The organism is Terriglobus roseus (assembly GCF_900102185.1).
Taxonomy (GTDB): Bacteria; Acidobacteriota; Terriglobia; order Terriglobales; family Acidobacteriaceae; genus Terriglobus; species Terriglobus roseus_A.
This window is the reverse complement of record NZ_LT629690.1, coordinates 2,265,037-2,284,590: the sequence shown is the minus strand read 5'-3', so window position 1 is coordinate 2,284,590 and position 19,554 is coordinate 2,265,037. Positions and strand designations below refer to the sequence as shown.

Genomic DNA, 19,554 nt, shown 5'->3' with positions numbered 1-19,554 from the left:
CCTTCTGTGGACAATCCCGTGAGGTATGCTGTCTTCATGGGAAAGACTGTGGATATCGCGGTTGTTGGTTCCGGTTACGTCGGCCTTGTGGCTGCCGTTTGTTTCGCTGAGATGGGGCACCATGTGATTTGCGTGGACAATGATCCCGCGAAGGTGAAGGCGCTGCAAGGGGGAGATAGCCTCATTCACGAGGAGCATCTCCCACAATTACTGAACAAATATCGGAATAATCAAGTTGAGTTCACCACCGATCTGGGCGCTGCAACCGAGAAAGCTGCGGCTATTTTTATTGCGGTAGGAACGCCGCAATCTGAAACAGGTGATGCTGACCTCTCCTACGTGGAGGCAGTCGCTTGTGAAATTGCACGGCACCTGAAGACGTACAAGGTGATCGTCGAAAAGAGCACCGTGCCGGTCTACACCAATGAGTGGATCCGCCGTGCGATTGAGCGCAATGGCGTAGATCGCAGCCTGTTTGATGTCTGCTCAAACCCTGAATTTTTGCGCGAAGGCACCGCCGTATCGGACTTCCTGCACCCAGACCGTATTGTGGTCGGCGCGGATTCAGAAAAGGCAGCCCGGTTGTTACAAGAAATTTATGCTCCGCTGACTTCCGGCGATTACTACACGCGGGAAGGAATTATTCCCGGAGAATTCACATCGGACGCTCCGCCCCCGCTTCTCCTCACTTCCACAAAGAGCGCGGAGATCATCAAGCACGCATCGAACGCCTTCCTGGCGCTAAAGATCTCGTTTATCAACGCTGTTTCTAGCCTTTGCGAAGCCACGGATGCAAACGTGCAGCAGGTGGCGCAAGGGATGGGGCTGGATACGCGTATCGGACCGCGTTTTCTGCGGCCCGGTATCGGCTATGGCGGCTCCTGCTTCCCGAAGGACGTTGCGGCGTTCCGTTCTGTTGCTGAGCAGATGGGCGTGGACTTCTCGCTTCTGACGGAAGTTGAGCGCATCAACGCTAACCAGAAGAAGCGCTTCCTGGCTAAGGTACGTGCAGCTCTGTGGACGCTTCGCGGTAAGAAGCTGGCCGTGCTTGGACTGGCATTCAAGGGCGATACGGACGACATCCGCGACAGCCCAGCCATTGAGATGGTGAAGATGCTGATCGCGGAAGGATGCTCCATCACGGCGTATGATCCGGCAGCTATCGAGCGTACGCGCGCTGTACTGCCTGAGTCGGACAAACTGCGCTATGCCGATGGCATCTATGCTGCCGCAGAGGACGCCGATGCGTTGCTGATCCTCACCGATTGGCATGAGTTTGGCGCACTTGATCTGGAGAAGCTGCGTACGGCGCTGCGTTATTCCATCATCGTCGATGGCCGCAACATGTACGATCCGGCAAAGGTCGCAGATGCTGGTATCACTTACTACAGCGTGGGACGTCCGGTGGCGCATCCTGTCCGCGAATTGGTCAACGCGTAAGCGAGAGGATTGCAAGACATGGCGCAATGGAAGCGCGTTCTGATTACAGGCGCGGCAGGTTTTCTGGGATCGCATCTTACGGATGCTGTATTGGCTGAAGGTGCAGAGGTTGTCGGTGTCGATAACCTTTGCACCGGCTCGCTGGAAAACCTGGCGCACCTGAAGTCAAACTCGAAGTTCTCGTTTGAGCAGCACGATATCTGCAAGCCATTTGATTTTGGCGAAGTGGATTTTGTGTTCAACTTCGCATCTCCTGCCAGCCCGGTGGATTACATGAAGCTGGGACCCGAGACGTTGCGTGTCGGTTCCGATGGCACAGTGAACGCGCTGGAAGTGGCGAAGAAGTATGGCGCCGGTTTCCTGCATGCGTCCACGTCGGAGTGCTACGGCGACCCCGAACAGCATCCGCAGAAAGAGACCTACTGGGGGAACGTGAATCCCATCGGTCCACGCTCGGTCTACGACGAAGCGAAGCGATTCTCTGAGGCCACGATCATGGCCTATCACAACTACTACAAGGTGCGGACGAGCATGGTGCGCATCTTCAACACGTACGGTCCGCGTCTACAGCCGAACGACGGTCGTGTGATCAGCAACCTGATGATGCAGGCACTTCAGGGGCAGGATCTGACGATCTACGGTGATGGATCGCAGACACGTTCGTTCTGTTTCCAGTCAGATCTCGTTCGCGGCATTGTGGCGCTGGCAAAGAGTGGCGAACCTCTGCCGACGAACATCGGAAACCCTGAAGAATGGACCATTCTTGATTGCGCGAAAACGGTGCTGGAAGTGACCGGTTCGAGCAGCAAGATTGTCTATCGGCCCATGCCGCAGGATGATCCGAAGCAGCGTAAGCCCGATATCACGAAGGCGAAAGCCCTGCTGGGTTGGGAGCCGAAGGTGAACCTGCGTGAAGGTCTGGAACTTTCCATGGATTACTTCAAAGGGCGGGTTGCAGCCAACGCATAGTTAGTTCGACACAGATAAGTGGGAAGGGCATGGCGCCAGCCATGCCCTTTCTTCTTCATGCGGACTTATTGCCGGAAAGCGTCTAGACCAGACCCCGTGCACGCAAACGTTCTTCCATCCCCGCCACAGAATCAGACGCTCCTGGAACTGCGATAGCGTGAATGACCGAGCCGCCCCATCCATTGCGTGCGCGCAGCAACGATTCCTGCATCACGCGGCATACGGCCACCGCATCGGCTGCATCGACGGGAAGTATTGGAACCTGTGTGGACTTCATTCGCTTTTCCGCAATAGCCCTTGATTCAGCTTCGCCTTTTGCAATCACCAGCAGAGGCAGGTCATTGGATTCCATCAACTTCAGAGTCCCTAAGAGCGCAGGAAAATCCTGCAGCAGAACGACGGTAACAGGCTTCGGATCGCGTGTGGCATCCATGGATCGCAGTGCCATGCCGGCTGCAACCGAAGCACATTCTTCCGTTGATCCGTTGCAGACGACGGTGTGAAGCGACGCAACGGAAATGGGGAAGTAGCTTTCCACCGCAGTCTTCAGGAGCGGAAGTTCGCCCGCCGTGACCACGGTATCGCGGCGATGCAACTGCGAAAGGATTCCGGCCAGCAGCGATTCCGGCTCCGCCGTTGCGGCAGCTTTGACGTTGCGCGCCACGCCTGTCCATGTGGATGTATCCCGCTTTGCGCTGCGAAGCGCCTTCATTGTTTCGTACATCTTCCGCATCGCGGCATCGCTGATCGGTGGCTTACCCAAGCAGGCGTTCTCCCAGTTCTGGTGGCAGTTTGAAGTTCGAGTATCGCATTACAAGCGGCTTCGCTCCATAGCGATTACGCACGAAGTTCGTTTCTTCGAGATGGATTGTGGAGGCGGACGATTTCAAGGTAGTTAGGCTACTCGTCTTCGCTTAGAGCAAGGTCTTCAGCTTCCATCTTGCGGCCGCGTTGCAGCAGTACCTGCACACGGCCTTCCGCCGTATCCAGTTCCTTCTTGCAGGATTCGGACAGAGCGACGCCTTGTTCAAAGAACGCAAGGGATTCTTCCAGGGGAAGGTCTCCCTTTTCGAGTCGTTCCACCACGCTTTCCAGCGACTTCAATTGCTCTTCAAACGTTGCCATGTCTGTTTCTGATCCTACTCTGCTGTGACGGGTACCAGCAGCGCTTCCAACACCTCTGCCGCTGCAGCGTAACGGGCGAAGGGAGCGCTTACCTGTACGCCCTGCACCATGGGCTGAGCCTCGGCCAACATTTCCTGCGCGATGCGGATACCTTCTGCACGCGACTGTTCCGGCGTTCCGGCATGCGCAGCCATGCGATGCAGAATCTGATCCGGCATGCGCACCTTCAGGTCGTTCTTCATGAACTCCGCATTCTTTACGCTCGTCAGTGGCCAGATGCCCGCAACGACAGGGATACGGAAACCTTCGATTCGCTTCAGGAATGTCTCAAGCAATTTCAGGTCAAAGACAGGCTGTGTGATGGCGAACTCTGCGCCCGCTTCCACCTTGGCGGCGAAGCGGCGGACTTCCATATCCAGATCCGGAACGCCGGGATTGGCCGCGCAGGCCAGGACAAATCCGGTGCTTGCGCCAATGCTCTGGCCACCGATGTCGAGACCGTGATTCATGTCGCGAAGAACACGCGTCAAGCCGACGGCGTCCACGTCAAAGACGCCCGTCGCATCAGGGTAATTGCCCATCTTCGGTGGGTCGCCCGTGAGGCAGAGGATGTTCTTCATGCCCAGCGATGCCGCACCGAGGAGGTCGCTCTGAATTCCCAGCAGGTTGCGATCGCGGCACGTGAAGTGAATCACGGTTTCAATGCCAATCTTCTGCTCGATCTGCAGGCACAGACTGCTGGCGCTCATGCGCGTGCTCGCGCGGGGTGAGTCAGGCACGTTGATAGCGTGCACGCCGAGTTTCTTCAGCATGCGTGCGCCCTCGAGTTCCCGCGAGGGATCGAAGCCCTTCGGCGGTACGATCTCCACCATGGTGACGAACTCACCCGTGGCGATGCGGCGGCCAAGCTGTGAGCGCTCGGCCAGCGGTGCGGGTTCGATCACCGCTGCGGCAGGCTTGTCGCCCACCTGAGCCACACCCTCTGCCTGTGATTGAATTGCCTTTACGCTGGAACGCATGGCGCGGATGTGTTGCGGTGTGGTGCCGCAGCAGCCACCAATAATGGTTGCGCCCAAACGCATGGCTTTGCGTGCGAAGCTGGCTAGATACTCTGGCGACGACAGATAGATGCTGCGACCATCTACGCAGCTGGGAACGCCAGCATTGGGCATGGCGGCGATCGGTAGGGAAGTTACCCGGCGCATGCGCTCGATGGTGTCCAGTACAAGCTGGGGCCCATCGCTGCAATTGCAGCCGATGGCGTTTGCACCCCATTCAGCTAACAGCTTTGCGGCCTCTTCTGGCGAAGTGCCGTCAGAGACATTGCCTGCGTCGGTGACGGTGACCATGGCAATGATGGGTAGATTGGTGCTCACCTGACGGATCGCGTCGATGGCCGCTTTCGCTTCAGCCATGGAGGTCATTGTCTCTACGACAAACAGATCCACGCCTGCATCGGCAAGCGCCTGGACCTGCTCGCGATAGGCGGCGATCATCACGTCGGCGTCACGCTCCGGTTCCGGTAAACCAAGAGGGCCAAGCGCTCCAGCTATATAGGCATGATGCGCATGTTTTTCGCGAACGGCATTCGCCGCATCGCGCGCCAGCTTCACCGCGGCAGCGTTGATTTCTGCCACTTTGTTTTCGAGACCGAAGCGCCTGAGGCGAACGGCGTTCGCGCCAAAGGTGTTGGTCTCCAGAAGTTCCGCACCCGCAAGAAGATACTCCTCGTGGATATCGCGGACCATCTTCGGCTCGCTGAGGTTCAGCTCGTCGAAACAGCGATTGATAAAAATGCCGCGCGCATACAGCATGGTTCCCATGGCGCCATCGCAAAGGATGGGGCGAGAGCCGAAAATGCGGTCGATGCTGGGCAGAGAAACGTCAGACATAGATATCTCCCTATCCTACTTTGTCCAACGCTTCGCCGTTCTGATCGTCCAACCTAGTACCCGCTCTGCAATTCAGCCTGTTTGCTTTGGTATACTTTGGCAGGTTGCGGACAGGGAGATTCCCGCAGCAACATTGAGGTTTTCCGTTGAAGAGTGTTTCCGTTGCGCGGTCGGCAGCCGCCCTCCTGTGTGCCACCGTCGTTGTTCTCCTGACGGGTTGTGGATATCGCCCCTATAAGACCACCGAGAATCAGTTCGCTGGCCGTCCCGTACCGCCGTCGAAGCTGACTCAGCGCGTTATGGTCGCCATTTCCCAGGCATCGCTTCTGGGTGGTGGTCTGGAAGTGTTGGACGCCAAGCGCGATATCCGTTCCAACGTCTACGTGGCCAACAGCACCACGATGATTAGCGCTTACAGCAGCAATGCGAAGAGCATCATCAACTATCCAGAGCAGATGCGCGGTTACGTGTACAGCTCGGATGGCGCCATCAATACGATCAACTACTCGACCGAGGCTGGATCCGGTACCACTGCATCCACCACGGGTGCGTTGTCCTCTTACTTCGTGTCGCAGGATGTGTACTCGGTTCTGACCGCGGTGGAGAGCAGCGGGCTGTTCGTTATGAATGCTCCGTCGACGGCGTCGGCCACAACGAGCTCGGTCATGACGACCTACTCGTTCCCGGTTCCCAGCGTGTACAAGGTGGTGGCGAATCCGTCCCACAGCGTGATCCTGCTGATGCTGCGCAATTCGAACAATGTTTACCGTGTTCTACAGCTCAACGCCAACCAGGCTGGAAACCAGACGCCTCCTGCCAATTCGCTGACATGCATGCCGGTAAATAACCCGGTGTACTGCATCGTCCCGGTCAATCCACCGGATGGCACCAGCAACGGCACTCCGCAACCTACCTTCCACAGACCCTACGATGCATACTTCTCGCCGGATGGGTCGCAGGTGTACTTTCTGAACTGTGGTCGGGAGTGCGGTGGAACGTCGGCAACGGGTGATGATGTTTCTGGCGTTTCCTTTGTCGACCTGAACACACTGCGTATCGACTACTACCCACCCAATGGCGCGGCTGTTTCGCCGTCAACCACCTTCGTTTCTGTTCCGGGTGGCGCTACGGCAGCCATCTCCGACGGTAATACGCTTTATGTGTCGGGACAGTCGTTGCAGACGGACGGTCTGTTTGGTGGCAACCTGTCTTTGATTCCTCTGTCCACCAAGACCATCTCGGCGACGTACTCCATCTCTGATGGAACGCACACGAAGATGCTCTTCGCGGATAACAACACGCTCTGGATTGGTTCTTCGAACTGCGCCAGCGGTGAGCGTCAGGCTCACAACCAGAACTACAACTGCCTGACACGCTACGACATCACGAATAGAACCGCAGGCATCGTTCCCAATGTCACACCGGGTGGCTCGACGACCGTGCCTTATCCGAATGAGAATTTGGACAAGTACTACTACGGTAGCCTCACCGGCCTCTGCTGGGTCGAAAGTCTGAACAAGGTTTACACGGCGTATGGTGGTCAGGTTCACGCATTCAACACCGTTGACGGTTCGGAGATCGACAACACGAACATCACGGTGCAGGGAACAGCGAACGACGTGGCCTACATGGATGCGTCTACCAACGAAGTGAACTAATTTATTTAGCGTTATAAGCATGAACAAAGGCCCGCTCCAATGAGCGGGCCTTTGTTCGTCTGTTCGTTAGCGTCCTCGACTGAGGCGTGCCAGATCGCGCAGGTACTGCTTTAGCGGACGTGCAGGACGTCCCCAGAAGACCTGTCCTGCGCCGAAGAGTTTCTTGCCGCTCAGTACACCAGCGCCACCGCCAAGAATCACACCGGGGCCTACAGTGGCGTGTTCGCCCATGCCCACCTGACCGCCAAGGATCGCTCCATCTTCCACCACGGACGACCCACTAATGCCGGTCTGTGCTGCGATGATGACGTTGCGCCCGATGCGGCAGTTGTGGCCAATGTGCACCAGGTTATCGATCTTCGTGCCTGCGCCAATGCGTGTCTCTTCCAGGGCACCGCGATCGATGGTGGAGTTCGCGCCAATCTCCACGTCGTCTTCAATTACGAGTGCTCCCTGTTGCGGGAACATCAGGTAACTGCCGTCTGGCCTGCGTGCATAACCAAAGCCAAGCGCGCCGAGGACTGCGCCTGCCTGAATGCGCACGCGATCACCGATCACGACGCCAGGTTCGACGACAACGCGCGCACCGATGAGGCATGAGTTGCCCATGCGAACGCCAGCGCCTATCACTACGCCGGGACCGATGTTGGTGTCTTCGCCAATCTGCGCAGTTGTGTCGATCACTGCACTTGGATGAATCGCTGCTACTACGGGCGGACGCAGACGATCTCCAACAATAGAGAAAGCAAGCCGAGGATCTTTTACCAGCACGAGACGTTTGTCGTTGTGTTCAGCGGCGATCTTCGCCGAAGCAAGAATCACGCCGGCGCGCGATTGCAGCGCGTTTTCTAAAGCATCGGCAGCGGAAGCAAAGACGACTGCATCGACGTCTGCATCATCAAGCGCGCTGACGCGCCTGATCTCACATTCGAGTAACGAAGAAACCGCCTGCCCATTGGTCCACTCTGCAATCTCTGCAATAGTTGCCATTACACCAACTCACTTTGTTTTGCTGTTCGCGACGCCGGTAAGGCAGGTTCGGTCTGAGTGCTGCGGCGCTTGTAAATCGGTGGCTCGCCTTCTGGGCGCGTCTTCCAACGACGATGTAGCCACAGCCACTGGTCAGGATAACGGCGGATGTAGTCTTCAGTGACGCGTGCGAAGAGAGCAGTGTTCGCTAGCGCATCGGTTTCAGCGTCGTCCGTTTTCTGCAGTTGCAACTCCTCGCCGAAATGCAGTACATAGCGCGACTCTTCGTCTGACCATAGAAGAAATCCCGGTAGAACAGCAGCGCCCGTCTTACGTGCGATACGTGCCAGACCGCTACCAGTGCATGCAGGAACGCCGAAGAAGGGGACGAACACACCTTGAGGTGGCGTCATGTTCGTGTCCATCAAAATGCCAACTGCTTCACCTCGGTGCATAGCCTTGATTATGCCGCGCGCGAAGTCGTCCTTATGCAATACACGGTTGCCGTGCAGGCAGCGAATACTGTTTACGAAGTTGTCGACCAAAGGATTGTCGAGTCGGCGGATCACCATGCCCATCGGTTCGCCAAGGAGGGAATGGACAAAGCTAGACAGCTCCCATGCGCCCAGATGTCCGGTGAGTACGAGCACTCCTTTGCCTTTTGCCTTGGCCGCTTGATAGTGCTCCAGACCTTCATAGCGCATGACTTCTCGCCGCACGAACTCTGGCGAGTACTTCGACATCTGGCAGAACTCCGCCAGAAGCCAGCCAAGATTGCGATAGGTCTTTTGCAGGATGGCGTGGCGCTCCGTGGCGCTCATGTTGGGGAACGCAATCTGAAGATTCTGTTCACCGGCAGACGAGAGTTTGCCTGCAAGTTTCCCCACAATCGTTCCAAGCCCCGCACCAACAGCCCGCGCCGCATTCCGCGGAAGAACACGCAGCAATCCCACGATCAGACGCAGGGCTGTGTACTCCATGCGTTGTCGCATCGTCGCCCGAACCCGCTCTGTTCCTGAAGCATTCAACCCGAACAGTGTACTGCTATTTCGACGTCGAAAACATTGAGTTCAGGCGGCTTTACTTCCGATTGAGATTCTGCAGATAGGCGAGATAGGACGAGAACTTTTCCGGAATGGAACGGTAATAAACGTTCAGTCCTTCTTTGCGCGATGTGATGAGGCCGAGGTCCGTGAGGATCTTGAGGTGATGTGAGACCGTTCCTGGCGAGAGTGTGTGCTTGTTGCAGACCTCGCCGCAATAGGTCTCATCACCTTCCGCGATCTGCCTGTAGATGGAAAATCGGTTCGGATCTCCGAGTGCCTTCGCGATCAGTGTTGCTTCGTTTTCTTTCACCGCGTTCACACCTATAAGACGCGCTAACCATGCGAAATGTTCAAGAATCGTGAATTCCTGAATCCAACTATTTTGACGCACATCAAAGTAGTCGAAATGCTGAAACGTCGCGTTATGGAGACGTCGTTATGTGGATAGTTCGTCTTGCGCTCAATAAGCCTTACACGTTTATTGTAGCGTCGATTCTCATACTTGTTCTTGGGTTCTCTTCGATTGCGACGACTCCGACGGACATCTTTCCAAACATTGATATCCCTCAAGTTACGGTGATTTGGTCCTACTCTGGCTTGCCCGCTAAGGAGATGGAACAGCGCATCACGACCTTCAGTGAGTTTGTGATGGCGGTGGTCAATGACGTGAAGTCAATTGATTCGCAGACCACAAATGGTGCGTCAGTCATCAAGATTTCTTTCCAGCCTCAGGTGCGCATTGATGCTGCCATGTCACAAGTAGGCGCGGCGGTGAATTCCATTCGATTCCGTATGCCGCAGGGTGTGAATCCACCATGGATTCTTCGCTTTAGTGCATCAACGGTGCCCATTATTCAGTTATCGCTTTCAAGCGACACGCTTTCAGAATCAGAGATTTATGACTACGGTTTGTTCCGCGTTCGTCAGCAATTGACGAAGGTTCCAGGAACACTTCTGCCCACGCCTTATGGTGGCGTTGCTCGGCAGATCATGGTCGATCTTGATCAGAATGCTTTGCTGGCAAAAGGCCTTACGCCGATCGATGTGACGAACGCGATCAACGCGCAGAATGTCACTCTACCCTCCGGTACTGCGAAGGTTGAAAACACCGAGTACACCGTTAGCACTAACTCAAGCCCTGTCGATGCGTTATCGCTGAACGATGTCCCAATTAAGCAGGTGAACGGCGCGATGGTGTACATGCGAGACGTTGCGCATGTCCGCGATGGCTGGTCTGTGCAACAGAACGTTGCCAGAGCCAACGGAAAGCCCGCTGCGCTTCTGACGATCATGAAGACGGGATCGGTCTCCACCCTCGATATTGTGAAGCAGATCAAAGATGATGTGTTGCCAGCATCACGTGCAGCGGCTCCGAAGGGATTGAAGATTACCGAACTCTTTGATCAGTCCATCTTCGTTAAGGCATCGATTGTAGGAGTTCTGCGCGAAGGTTTGATCGCTGCTTCTCTTACCGCGCTGATGATCCTGCTCTTTCTAGGAAGCTGGCGTAGCACGTTAATTATTGCGATCTCGATTCCGCTATCGATTCTAAGTTCCATCATTGTCCTCAGTGCGCTTGGGGAAACCATGAACACGATGACTCTCGGTGGTCTTGCACTGGCGATTGGCATCCTGGTTGATGATGCGACGGTAACCATTGAAAACATTCACCGGCACATGCACGGGCAATCGCTTCGTGATGCGGTTCTTATCGGTGCATCCGAGATTGCCACTCCCACGCTCGTCTCAACTCTCACGATTTGCATTGTGTTTGTTTCTGTCGTCTTCCTTACAGGTCCTGCGAAGTTTCTGTTTACTCCTATGGCGCTCGCGGTCGTCTTTGCCATGCTGGCTTCCTATGTGCTTTCTCGCACGCTGGTGCCAGTTCTAGTGAACTTTCTACTCGGTGCGGAACACAGCTTTGAAGGACATTCAGAGGTTGTTGAAAATGCAGGTGCACCATCGTTCTTCCGCCGCATCAACGAACTCTTTAATCGTGGCTATGAGCGCCTGCAGAATCGCTACACAACGGCACTGGAAGCATTCCTGGCTCATCGTCGGAAGGCACTCTTTGCATCGGTAGCGGTGATGCTTTCCGCCTTCGTATTGCTGCCATTCATCGGTCGGGACTTCTTCCCAAGCGTCGACGCGGGACAGATCAAACTGCATATCCGCACACGTCCTGGCACACGAATTGAGAAGACCAAGGTCATCTTCAGCCAGGTGGAAGAGGAGATCCGCAAAACCATTCCTGCCGACGAGACAGAGTTGGTGATGGATAACATCGGACTCACACCGGAGACGTTTAACTATGCGTTCGGCGATGGGTCTACGATCAGCAGCGCCGATGGCGAAGTCCTGATCGCGTTGAATGAAAAGCATCACTCAACGCAGGGTTACATTAAGCAACTTCGCGCAGAGCTTCCAAAGAAGTTCCCCGATGAAACGTTCTTCTTCCAGCCTGCGGACATGGTGACGCAGATCCTTAACTTTGGTCTGCCAGCGCCAATTGATATCCAGGTGCAGGGATACGATCCGTCGAACTACGCCATTGCAAAGCATCTGCGTGAGCAACTGGCAACTGTACCCGGTGCTGTTGACGTGCACATGCACCAAGTGGTGGATGCGCCGGATCTTCATCTGGATATTGATCGTGTTCGCGCTGCACAGTTTGGGCTTACGCAGCAGGACGTGGCGAATAGCCTGTATGTTTCGCTGAGCTCAAGTGCTGCGGTTCAGCCTAACTTCTGGCTGGATCCGAAGATGGGCATTACCTATACGGTCGCTGCACAGACACCGCAGTACAGCATTGACTCCATCAACGCCCTGCAAAATACGCCGATCCCGATGCATACGATAGCGAATCGGACGGAAGTGTTGGGCAACATGGCGACGCTTCGTCCAGCCATCATGCCTGTCGTCATCAATCACCACAATGGCGCACCAGTCTATGACATCTACGCGAATACGCAGAACAGCGACCTTGGCTCTGTGGCTGCGAAGGTCAATCGCATTGTGAAGCAAGCGAGTGACAACCTGCCGCCGGGAACTAAGATTGTGGTTCGCGGCCAGGTAGAGAGCATGAACGAGGCGTTCACACGTCTTGGTATCGGCCTCACGTTTGCAGCGCTGCTGGTGTATCTGTTGATGGTTGTGAACTACCAGAGCTAGCGCGATCCGTTCATCATCATCTGCGCTTTACCGGGTGCATTCTGCGGTATCGTGTGGGCACTCTTCCTCACCCAGACGACCTTCAATGTGCCATCTCTGATGGGTGCCATTATGTCGATCGGCGTTGCAACTGCGAACTCGATCCTGCTCGTTACGTTTGCAAACGAACTGCGAGCCAATGGTGAGTCACCGCTGCGGGCTGCTGTAACAGCAGGATTCACGCGTCTGAGGCCAATCATTATGACGGCTTTCGCCATGATCATCGGTATGTTGCCGATGGCGCTGGGTATTGGCGAAGGCGGCGAGCAGAATGCTCCGTTGGCTCGCGCTGTTATCGGCGGACTCAGCATGGCAACCTTCGCAACTCTATTCTTTGTTCCTTTGATGTTCACGTTGATTCACGGAAGAAACACAACTCAGGAGGCCGCATGATCACCATGGAAAACCCGACCCGCGACCGCGTTCAAACCAAAAAGGGAAGCCGCGTAAAGGCAGTAGGACTCGGAACAGTTATTGCAATCGCTCTGGTTGCTGTTGGAGCCGTGCCGCGCATTACAAGCTATCGCGAGGCACTTGCTGCAACCAATGATGCTCCGGTGACGCATCCCGTTGTCACAGTCATCCACGCACAGAAGGGTGAGCCCACTTCACAACTCATCCTGCCTGGCAACGTTGAGCCTCTCTATACGGCGAATCTGTTTGCTCGCGTGGATGGCTACGTGGACCGTCGCAATGTAGACATTGGAACAAAGGTGAGCGCAGGGCAGGTTCTTGCTGTCATTTCCTCCCCGGAGATCGATCAGCAACTGAGCCAGGCGAAGGCAACACTTGCTCAATCGCAGGCTGCCTTGCTGCAGTCGCGTGCTGGACTTGAGCAGGCAAAAGCAAATGCAGAACTGGCGCGCATCACGAAAGAACGCGACCTGCCTCTTGGTGAGCAGCACGCCATCTCGCAACAGATTGTTGATTCCGCTGTGCAGACGCACAATGCTCGCGTGGCAGATGTGGCGGCTGCAAATGCAAACATCGCAGCGGCTGAAGCTGCGGTTGTTGCAAATCAAGCAAATGTGGCTCGTTTGCAGCAGATGCAGGGCTTCGAACATATCGTTGCACCATTCGATGGTGTGATCACGCAACGCAATATCGAGCGTGGTGACCTTGTAAGTGCGGCTGCACCTACAGGTGGGAAGCCACTCTTTAGCATTGCGCAGAGTGACACACTGCGTGTTTATGTCGACGTGCCGCAGTCAGAAGCGGTCAACATTCGCGACGGGCAGAATGCGGTCATCCAGGTAAGTGAACGTCTCGGACGCAGTTATAGCGGAACTGTGACTCGTAATGCGTCCGCTTTGAATGACGCCGCGAGAACGATGCGCACTGAAGTGCAGGTGGCAAATAGTGATGCATCGCTGCTGCCGGGCATGTATGCGCAGGTTCATTTCACGCTCTCGCAGCAGCATGCATCGTTGGTGATTCCTACCAGCTCGCTGGTAGTAGATGGCGCTGGCATGCACGTTGTTACGGTCAATTCGCAACACAATCTCCATTTCATTCCAGTAACGATTGGTAAAGACATGGGTAAAGAGATTGAAGTGCTCGCTGGCTTGAATGGTGAGGAATCGCTCGTTGCCAGTCCGAGCGACGTACTCAGTGAGGGACAACATGTGGAAGTCCGCTGATTCTAATCAATTGCTTCATCGTGCAGGGCGGGCTGCCGCCGCAGCCATTCTTGTACTGCTTATTGTCGGTTGCAAGGTGGGACCGAACTACGCGCGTCCAGCCGTGACCACGCCGCAGGCATATCGTGGAGCGTTGGCGCCTGCCATCGCAAATGAAGCATCTATCGCAGAGCAGGACTGGCGCACGATCTTTATGGATCCAGTGTTGCAGAGCCTTGTAGATGAAGCACTGAAGAACAATCTTGACTTGAAGATTGCTGCTCAACGCATTCTTGAAGCACAAGCTCAGGTAAGCATTATCCGCTCGCAGCAACTGCCCACTGTCGGTGCGGGTGGAAGTTTCAGTGCTCTTCAATTGCCGGCAGGACTTGCAAACAAGAATGCAGACGGCACCTCGAACGATTTCATTCGAGGAGGCGGATTCAGCGCCTCGGCTGCATGGAATCTTGACTTCTGGGGACTCTATCGTCGTCAGACCGAAGCCGCACGAGCGGAGCTATTGCAAACGGAATGGGCTCAGCGGGCAACGCGCGCATCTTTGATCGAAGAGCTTGCGACGGCGTACTTCCAATTGCGCAGTCTCGATTCGCAGCTAGAGATTACGCAGAACACGATCAAAGCAAGAGAAGACTCGCTTCATCTAACTCAGTCGTTGGAGCAATACGGTGCGGGGTCGCGTGCAGATACTCGACAGGCAGAGGAGCTTCTGCATACAGCACAGGCGAACCTGCCGGAGATTCGGCGTCAGATCGCGATTCAGGAGAATGCTATTAGTGTTCTGCTGGGGCATAATCCCGATGGCGTTCAGAGGGGACTGACCGTTACGGAACAACCGCATCCTGAATCAGTTCCTGCGGGGTTGCCGTCCGAACTATTGGAGCGTCGGCCAGACATTCTCAAAGCTGAAGCAGAGTTGATTGCGGCTAATGCTCGCGTGGGTGTCGCGAAGGCTCAATTCTTCCCACAGATATCGCTCACAAGTATGGGAGGTTCCGCCAGCAATCAGTTGCAGAGCATCTTCGAGGGGAAGAATGCGTACTGGTACGCCGCCGGTTCTCTTACACAGCCGATATTTGCGGGTGGACGAATTACGAGTAACTACAAGTACTCTCAAGCGCAACAGCAGGAGATGTTGGCAAGCTACCAGAAGGCCATTCTCAATGCATTCAAAGACGTATCCAACTCACTCGTGACGTATCGAGAGACACAGAATCGCCGTGAAGAGCAGCATCAGGTTGTTATCTCCGCGTCCGATGCTGTTCGTCTTGCGCGGCTTCGCTATTCGGGCGGAAACACGAGCTATCTTGAGGTACTTACGACAGACACGGATCTATACGATGCGCAGTTGAAGCTGGCGCAAGCAGAGGCGCAAGAAGCTGGTTCGCTCGTGAATCTCTATGCGGCGCTTGGTGGCGGATGGAAATAAGACTTCCTCTCTCCAAAATGCATCATGCTGAAAGCCGTTTCACCTAGCGGGGGGCGTCTGGATGTTTAGGAGCAGCCCTCCTTCTGTCTATGAGTGCAGGCACGAAGCACTGATTATTCTTACGAGCTAACGTCGCTTGTTCTTGCCGATATTGTTTGCTTCCACATCAGAAGATATTCCGCGCGATACCACCCAGGCGCTCGAGGCAAAGAACCAGGTAATGAAGAACGCGGTCCATGGAAGCCTGGTCTTAGGTGAGGCGAGGATTGCAGGAAGCCAAACGAACATCGCAAACAGGCTTACCATCCCAGCCTCAACCGCTGCGGCAACGCATGGAACGATAGAAAACAGAACCGCTGCACCGCAGATGATCTGTCCTACACCCGTGAGATAGGCCAACGCGGTTCTAGATGGAATCCACGTTGGAATAAGGTCGACGGTTTGTTTGGTATAGAAGATGTGCGAAAGTCCAATCGGGATCAAAGAGATACCGAAAAGTATGGCCGCCATGCGGGTGCCTTTTTCACCCGAGAGGAAAGAAAGAATTGAAGCAGAGCTGACCTCGGCGAACGTGGCAAAGACAATCCATCCCGCCGCAAAGAGAACAGCGATCTCACCGAAACCCAACCATACGGCTTCCAGCTTTGGAGCCACGAGGAGAGCGGGTACTTTGAGAAGCATCCAAAGGAAAAGGTAAGGGAAGAGGATGCGAGCAGACCACGTCGAGGAGACTCGGAACAGCAAGCCGATGCCGCCAAAGAGCATCAACAGACCCGAGCCGTAAGCGAAGGCAGACCTGCTCGGCAACGACATTGGTACTGGCTGCCAGACGAGCGCAAAGTCACCGTAAATGAGGGCGAGAACCCCAAGACCGATGAGTCCCAGGGCAAAGGCGGTAAGGGCAGGCTGTAGCTGTCGATTCATCGCATTCCTCTACTCGACGAAGAAGGACTCGTCGCAACAGGTGGAACTGCAGGTTCGAGAATCATACTCGACGAGCGCGCCGAAGTGATGACCTATAAACGCGGTAGAGAATCGACGGTCTTAATCTGCGTCCACACGGTAGGCGACGCGGTCGATTTGCGCGCTTTCTCCGGCGACGCTACTTGAGCGGATCAGAACTTCGAAGTGCGGGATGGTGCCGTCTTTTTTCTGGATGGATTTGAGAAACGGCAACAGGTGAGTGTCGTCCAGAAGAAATTCTGAAGCTGTTTGAGTGCCGGCCATGGTCTCGCCTTCCACAATGAGGACGTGGCCTGTTCGAGTCAGGTTCGGACGATAGGCGACCAGTCCGTACACGGTATGAAGCGGATCATTGCTCAACATGGGGTACATGGCCTGTTCCCCTGCTTGAGGATGACGGTTCCCCATGGAAGTGGTGCCCGCTGCCAGATTGTTCTGGAATGTGAAGTTCATCGAACTTTCGAAGAGCTCCACCCATGGATTGGATTCATGCGTACCCAGCAGAATCGCATTGCCCTGCTTCAAATCGTTCAGACGGAGATCGCGAGCGTAGCGAATATCTATGCTGTCCTGCACATCCGGTAGGTGATGCGAGATCTTTTCATAGATCGCACCGTCTACGGCAGGCGTGTATCGCCTGCTACTTAGGCGCGTAACTGTATCCGGTTTTTCGTCAGGTGACGAAACATCATTCAGATACTCGCCGCTGATGTATGAAGCGAGTGACACGGGACGGCGGGTAAAGTGCTGCAACATCACCAGGCCACTGTCAGATTCAACCAACATCGTGCGGCCATGTTGGCGATTCAGAAATGCATTCCAGAAGACGTGTGGAGCATGGTTATGCATTTCCTTCGGACGTAAGGCGAGCATCGCGATCGACGTCAGTGCAATTACAGCGGCGATTGCAAAACTGATCTTCCATTTGATAACGGGCCCTTCCGGATGAGGCTGAAGAAATAAGTTGAATTGCTGTTTCTTCGCTCGTATTAAGGTCGGAAAGTGATCGAGCCGTTTGCTCTGGCTCTGTTGGAAGAGTCGGTGCCGCATTTCGTGGCTCGAAGCGCGGAATGTAGCTCCCCTTTGGAATTGTCAGGACGATCGGTTCGCTTACGCCTTCGGTTTCAAAGTATTCACGGAGACGGTGGCGCAATCGGCTGGCATGCGAACGAACGATACTGTCTGCGTTCGAGTCGTAATCAGGACTCCGTCCGAATACGGCGATGCCGATGCTCTGTTCGCTAATTCTGTCCTGTCTGCCTTCTTCTTCTTCGTTGCAGATGTAACGAAGGAAGTGCGAAAGGCGAGGCGACTTGGCAAATGCGGACGAAAGGACGATGCGTCGCACCAGATCGCGATGGACCACAGGCCCCTTGTGTATCGGGCCTGTGCCTTCCGATAGAGGTCGCATTTCCTGTAGCAAGTCGACAGTCCTCGCTCGTTCATGATGGCTTTGGACTGTTACGCATTGGTGAATTGCAAGCCAAAAACCAGATTTAACGTACGCGCACATGGAAGATTAAGCGCTGAAACAAGAATGAGTTATGGCGTTTAACGGTCAAGTCGCGGCGAAATTGCTTTTGTTCGACGGATGTTCCTGCCTAATCTCCGACCTATCAAGCCATGAAAACCAAACGGAGACAACGCTGCGCCGTATTCCTTGCGATGATGCTTTGCTGGTGCGTTGCGCAAGCTGAGCAAACGCATCGTCGGGTGATGCTGATCCTGATTGACGGTCTACGTCCAGACCAGATCACTGCCGCGAAGATGCCGAACCTGTATGCGCTGCAAAAGTCTTCCGCCGTCTTCGATGCGCATCATTCTGTTTTCCCCACGGTGACTCGGGTGAATGCGTCCACCATCTCTACGGGAACGTGGCCGAACCAGCACGACATTCTGTCGAACCTGCTCTACATGCCGAACGAGTCAGCGACACCGTTGACAACGGGCGAGGAACGCAACCTTGTCCTGCGTGCAGCCACGCATAACGACCGCATCCTTGCCAGACCATCGATCAGCGAGACGATGACCGCCATGGGCAAACACTTTGTGGTCATCACCTCTGGATCATCAGGAGCGGCAACGTTGCTGGCTCCAGAAGCGCGTCATGGCACTGGAACGCTGATCAATGCCGGACTGGATGGTGGGAAGAGAGTCGCCTATCCCGAAAACGTTGATCAGGCCATCCGTCAGCGCTTTGGTGTTCAGGCAGCGCATGAGGGTCTGACCTCTGTCCTGTGGGCGCAGAAGGTGCTGCGTGAGTATGTATTGCCGGAGTTGCCCCATGACCTGGTCATCGACTGGATGACGGAGCCGGACACTTCGCAACACAAGTATGGTGTGGGATCTCCTCAGGCTTTGGCAGCGATTGCGGCGGTCGATGCTGAAGTGGGGAAGCTGATCGCGACGTTACGTGAGCGAGGAGAACTCGCTGACACGGACATCCTCATCACTGCGGACCATGGCTTCGGAGATATCGCTGCCAGTGTCGACCTGCGGCCAATCTATCGCGCGGCTGGTCTGCAAACGGATGAAGTGACCGCGCTCAACGATGGGCCAACATCTTCGTTCTACATCCATCCTCATAGCGCAGCAGATTTTCGGAAAAAGCTGACTGCCTTGTCGGAAGCGCTCGGAAGCAGGCAGGATGTACAGCTTCTCTTTACGCGATCCTTACCGGGTAAGGGATGCAAAGCCGACGCGGTGAAGGGAAGTGTTGCTGGAACCTTCGCCCTTGAGAAGGTACATCTCTGCACGCATGATGGCCCGGACCTTGTCGTAAGCATGCGTCCCACGGGGGAGAAGAGTGCGTTCGGCGAACCGGGCAGTGTGCCCGTGTTGCGTGACACCGATGGGCCGAGCGACAGCGCTGCAACGCATGGCGGATTGAATCCGTGGATGGAACACATTCCGCTCATCTGCATGGGGCCGGACTTCTCGGTCGCTCGTGTAGTGCATGCGCCTTCGGGGAATATCGATCTCGCCATCACGATGGCTGCGCTACTTGATTGGCATGCGAACTCGTTGGATGGCCGCAACCTTGCGGTCGACAATCCGCGCGCAGCCTCACCCGTTCACCACCAATACACCGTGGTGGGATTCGGGATCCGCCGCCATCTGAACACCACCACCTATTTGGGGAAGGAGTACGTCGATGACGGCGAACGATAACGCTTGCCTCCCCAACCATCAAGCTATCCCTTCAACTCAACCCGA

15 protein-coding genes and 1 pseudogene are annotated in these 19,554 nt (G+C 55.3%); 7 read left to right on the top strand and 9 right to left on the bottom strand.

Annotation, left to right across the window (positions count from 1 at the left end; all coding sequences use genetic code 11):
• Positions 1 to 36: 36 nt before the first annotated feature.
• Together BLT38_RS09600 and BLT38_RS09595 are read left to right on the top strand one after the other, a co-directional pair.
• A complete protein-coding gene (locus BLT38_RS09600; RefSeq protein WP_083344974.1) occupies positions 37 to 1,440 on the top strand; it encodes a UDP-glucose dehydrogenase family protein in 1,404 nt (467 codons plus the stop codon).
• A gap of 18 nt (positions 1,441 to 1,458) precedes the next feature.
• Positions 1,459 to 2,409: a UDP-glucuronic acid decarboxylase family protein gene (locus tag BLT38_RS09595; protein ID WP_083344973.1), complete on the top strand. Its 951-nt coding sequence runs from the start codon at positions 1,459 to 1,461 to the stop codon at positions 2,407 to 2,409.
• A gap of 82 nt (positions 2,410 to 2,491) precedes the next feature.
• Here the strand turns inward: BLT38_RS09595 and BLT38_RS09590 are convergent, their stop codons facing one another.
• The 3 genes from BLT38_RS09590 to BLT38_RS09580 all read right to left on the bottom strand — a co-directional run bounded on the left by BLT38_RS09590 (position 2,492) and on the right by BLT38_RS09580 (position 5,426).
• Complete coding sequence (locus BLT38_RS09590) at positions 2,492 to 3,172, bottom strand: hypothetical protein (protein WP_083344972.1); 681 nt, start codon at positions 3,170 to 3,172, stop codon at positions 2,492 to 2,494.
• Positions 3,173 to 3,309: 137 nt separating this feature from the next.
• Complete coding sequence (gene xseB, locus BLT38_RS09585) at positions 3,310 to 3,534, bottom strand: exodeoxyribonuclease VII small subunit (protein ID WP_083344971.1); 225 nt, start codon at positions 3,532 to 3,534, stop codon at positions 3,310 to 3,312.
• A gap of 14 nt (positions 3,535 to 3,548) precedes the next feature.
• Positions 3,549 to 5,426 carry a bifunctional homocysteine S-methyltransferase/methylenetetrahydrofolate reductase gene (locus tag BLT38_RS09580; RefSeq protein WP_083344970.1) on the bottom strand — a complete coding sequence of 626 codons (1,878 nt, stop codon included), beginning with the start codon at positions 5,424 to 5,426 and terminating at the stop codon, positions 3,549 to 3,551.
• Between the two features lie 146 nt (positions 5,427 to 5,572).
• Here BLT38_RS09580 and BLT38_RS09575 point away from each other — a divergent pair, with 146 nt between their 5' ends.
• The gene (locus BLT38_RS09575; protein WP_083344969.1) at positions 5,573 to 7,084 is read left to right on the top strand and encodes a hypothetical protein; all 1,512 of its coding nucleotides are present in this window, start codon (positions 5,573 to 5,575) and stop codon (positions 7,082 to 7,084) included.
• Positions 7,085 to 7,150: 66 nt separating this feature from the next.
• Here the strand turns inward: BLT38_RS09575 and lpxD are convergent, their stop codons facing one another.
• The 3 genes from lpxD to BLT38_RS09560 form a co-directional block, all read right to left on the bottom strand.
• Positions 7,151 to 8,074, bottom strand: a complete 924-nt coding sequence (gene lpxD, locus BLT38_RS09570) for a UDP-3-O-(3-hydroxymyristoyl)glucosamine N-acyltransferase (RefSeq protein ID WP_083344968.1) — start codon at positions 8,072 to 8,074, stop codon at positions 7,151 to 7,153.
• A complete protein-coding gene (locus BLT38_RS09565; RefSeq protein WP_231966845.1) occupies positions 8,074 to 9,033 on the bottom strand; it encodes a lysophospholipid acyltransferase family protein in 960 nt (319 codons plus the stop codon). Before BLT38_RS09565 ends, lpxD begins: the two co-directional genes overlap by 1 nt.
• Before the next feature lie 100 nt (positions 9,034 to 9,133).
• Positions 9,134 to 9,409 carry an ArsR/SmtB family transcription factor gene (locus BLT38_RS09560; protein ID WP_231966844.1) on the bottom strand — a complete coding sequence of 92 codons (276 nt, stop codon included), beginning with the start codon at positions 9,407 to 9,409 and terminating at the stop codon, positions 9,134 to 9,136.
• A 128-nt stretch (positions 9,410 to 9,537) separates the two neighbouring features.
• Between BLT38_RS09560 and BLT38_RS09555 the strand changes: the two are divergent.
• From BLT38_RS09555 to BLT38_RS09545, 3 genes and pseudogenes are all read left to right on the top strand, one after another.
• A pseudogene (locus BLT38_RS09555) lies at positions 9,538 to 12,702 on the top strand (efflux RND transporter permease subunit).
• A complete protein-coding gene (locus BLT38_RS09550; protein ID WP_083344965.1) occupies positions 12,699 to 13,949 on the top strand; it encodes an efflux RND transporter periplasmic adaptor subunit in 1,251 nt (416 codons plus the stop codon). Before BLT38_RS09555 ends, BLT38_RS09550 begins: the two are co-directional and overlap by 4 nt.
• Positions 13,933 to 15,375: an efflux transporter outer membrane subunit gene (locus BLT38_RS09545; protein WP_083344964.1), complete on the top strand. Its 1,443-nt coding sequence runs from the start codon at positions 13,933 to 13,935 to the stop codon at positions 15,373 to 15,375. Before BLT38_RS09550 ends, BLT38_RS09545 begins: the two co-directional genes overlap by 17 nt.
• Before the next feature lie 126 nt (positions 15,376 to 15,501).
• On the opposite strand, the gene BLT38_RS09540 is transcribed toward BLT38_RS09545, so the two are convergent.
• The 3 genes from BLT38_RS09540 to BLT38_RS20935 form a co-directional block, all read right to left on the bottom strand.
• On the bottom strand, positions 15,502 to 16,299 hold the full coding sequence (locus tag BLT38_RS09540; RefSeq protein WP_083344963.1) for a DoxX family protein: 798 nt from the start codon (positions 16,297 to 16,299) through the stop codon (positions 15,502 to 15,504).
• A 120-nt stretch (positions 16,300 to 16,419) separates the two neighbouring features.
• Positions 16,420 to 17,187: a hypothetical protein gene (locus BLT38_RS09535; protein WP_083344962.1), complete on the bottom strand. Its 768-nt coding sequence runs from the start codon at positions 17,185 to 17,187 to the stop codon at positions 16,420 to 16,422.
• Positions 17,180 to 17,686 carry a hypothetical protein gene (locus BLT38_RS20935; protein WP_156785076.1) on the bottom strand — a complete coding sequence of 169 codons (507 nt, stop codon included), beginning with the start codon at positions 17,684 to 17,686 and terminating at the stop codon, positions 17,180 to 17,182. Before BLT38_RS20935 ends, BLT38_RS09535 begins: the two co-directional genes overlap by 8 nt.
• A gap of 368 nt (positions 17,687 to 18,054) precedes the next feature.
• Between BLT38_RS20935 and BLT38_RS09525 the strand changes: the two genes are divergently transcribed.
• Positions 18,055 to 19,509, top strand: coding sequence for an alkaline phosphatase family protein (locus BLT38_RS09525; RefSeq protein WP_172838212.1), 1,455 nt, complete (start codon positions 18,055 to 18,057; stop codon positions 19,507 to 19,509).
• Positions 19,510 to 19,554 lie beyond the last annotated feature (45 nt).

Coding starts and splice junctions, on each gene's coding strand:
- BLT38_RS09600 (WP_083344974.1), top strand. CDS start 37: ATGGGAAAGACTGTGGATATCGCGGTTGTTGGTTCCGGTTACGTCGGC.
- BLT38_RS09595 (WP_083344973.1), top strand. CDS start 1,459: ATGGCGCAATGGAAGCGCGTTCTGATTACAGGCGCGGCAGGTTTTCTG.
- xseB (WP_083344971.1), bottom strand. CDS start 3,534: ATGGCAACGTTTGAAGAGCAATTGAAGTCGCTGGAAAGCGTGGTGGAA.
- BLT38_RS09580 (WP_083344970.1), bottom strand. CDS start 5,426: ATGTCTGACGTTTCTCTGCCCAGCATCGACCGCATTTTCGGCTCTCGC.
- lpxD (WP_083344968.1), bottom strand. CDS start 8,074: ATGGCAACTATTGCAGAGATTGCAGAGTGGACCAATGGGCAGGCGGTT.
- BLT38_RS09565 (WP_231966845.1), bottom strand. CDS start 9,033: ATGGAGTACACAGCCCTGCGTCTGATCGTGGGATTGCTGCGTGTTCTT.
- BLT38_RS09550 (WP_083344965.1), top strand. CDS start 12,699: ATGATCACCATGGAAAACCCGACCCGCGACCGCGTTCAAACCAAAAAG.
- BLT38_RS09545 (WP_083344964.1), top strand. CDS start 13,933: ATGTGGAAGTCCGCTGATTCTAATCAATTGCTTCATCGTGCAGGGCGG.
- BLT38_RS09540 (WP_083344963.1), bottom strand. CDS start 16,299: ATGAATCGACAGCTACAGCCTGCCCTTACCGCCTTTGCCCTGGGACTC.
- BLT38_RS09535 (WP_083344962.1), bottom strand. CDS start 17,187: ATGCATAACCATGCTCCACACGTCTTCTGGAATGCATTTCTGAATCGC.
- BLT38_RS09525 (WP_172838212.1), top strand. CDS start 18,055: ATGCTGATCCTGATTGACGGTCTACGTCCAGACCAGATCACTGCCGCG.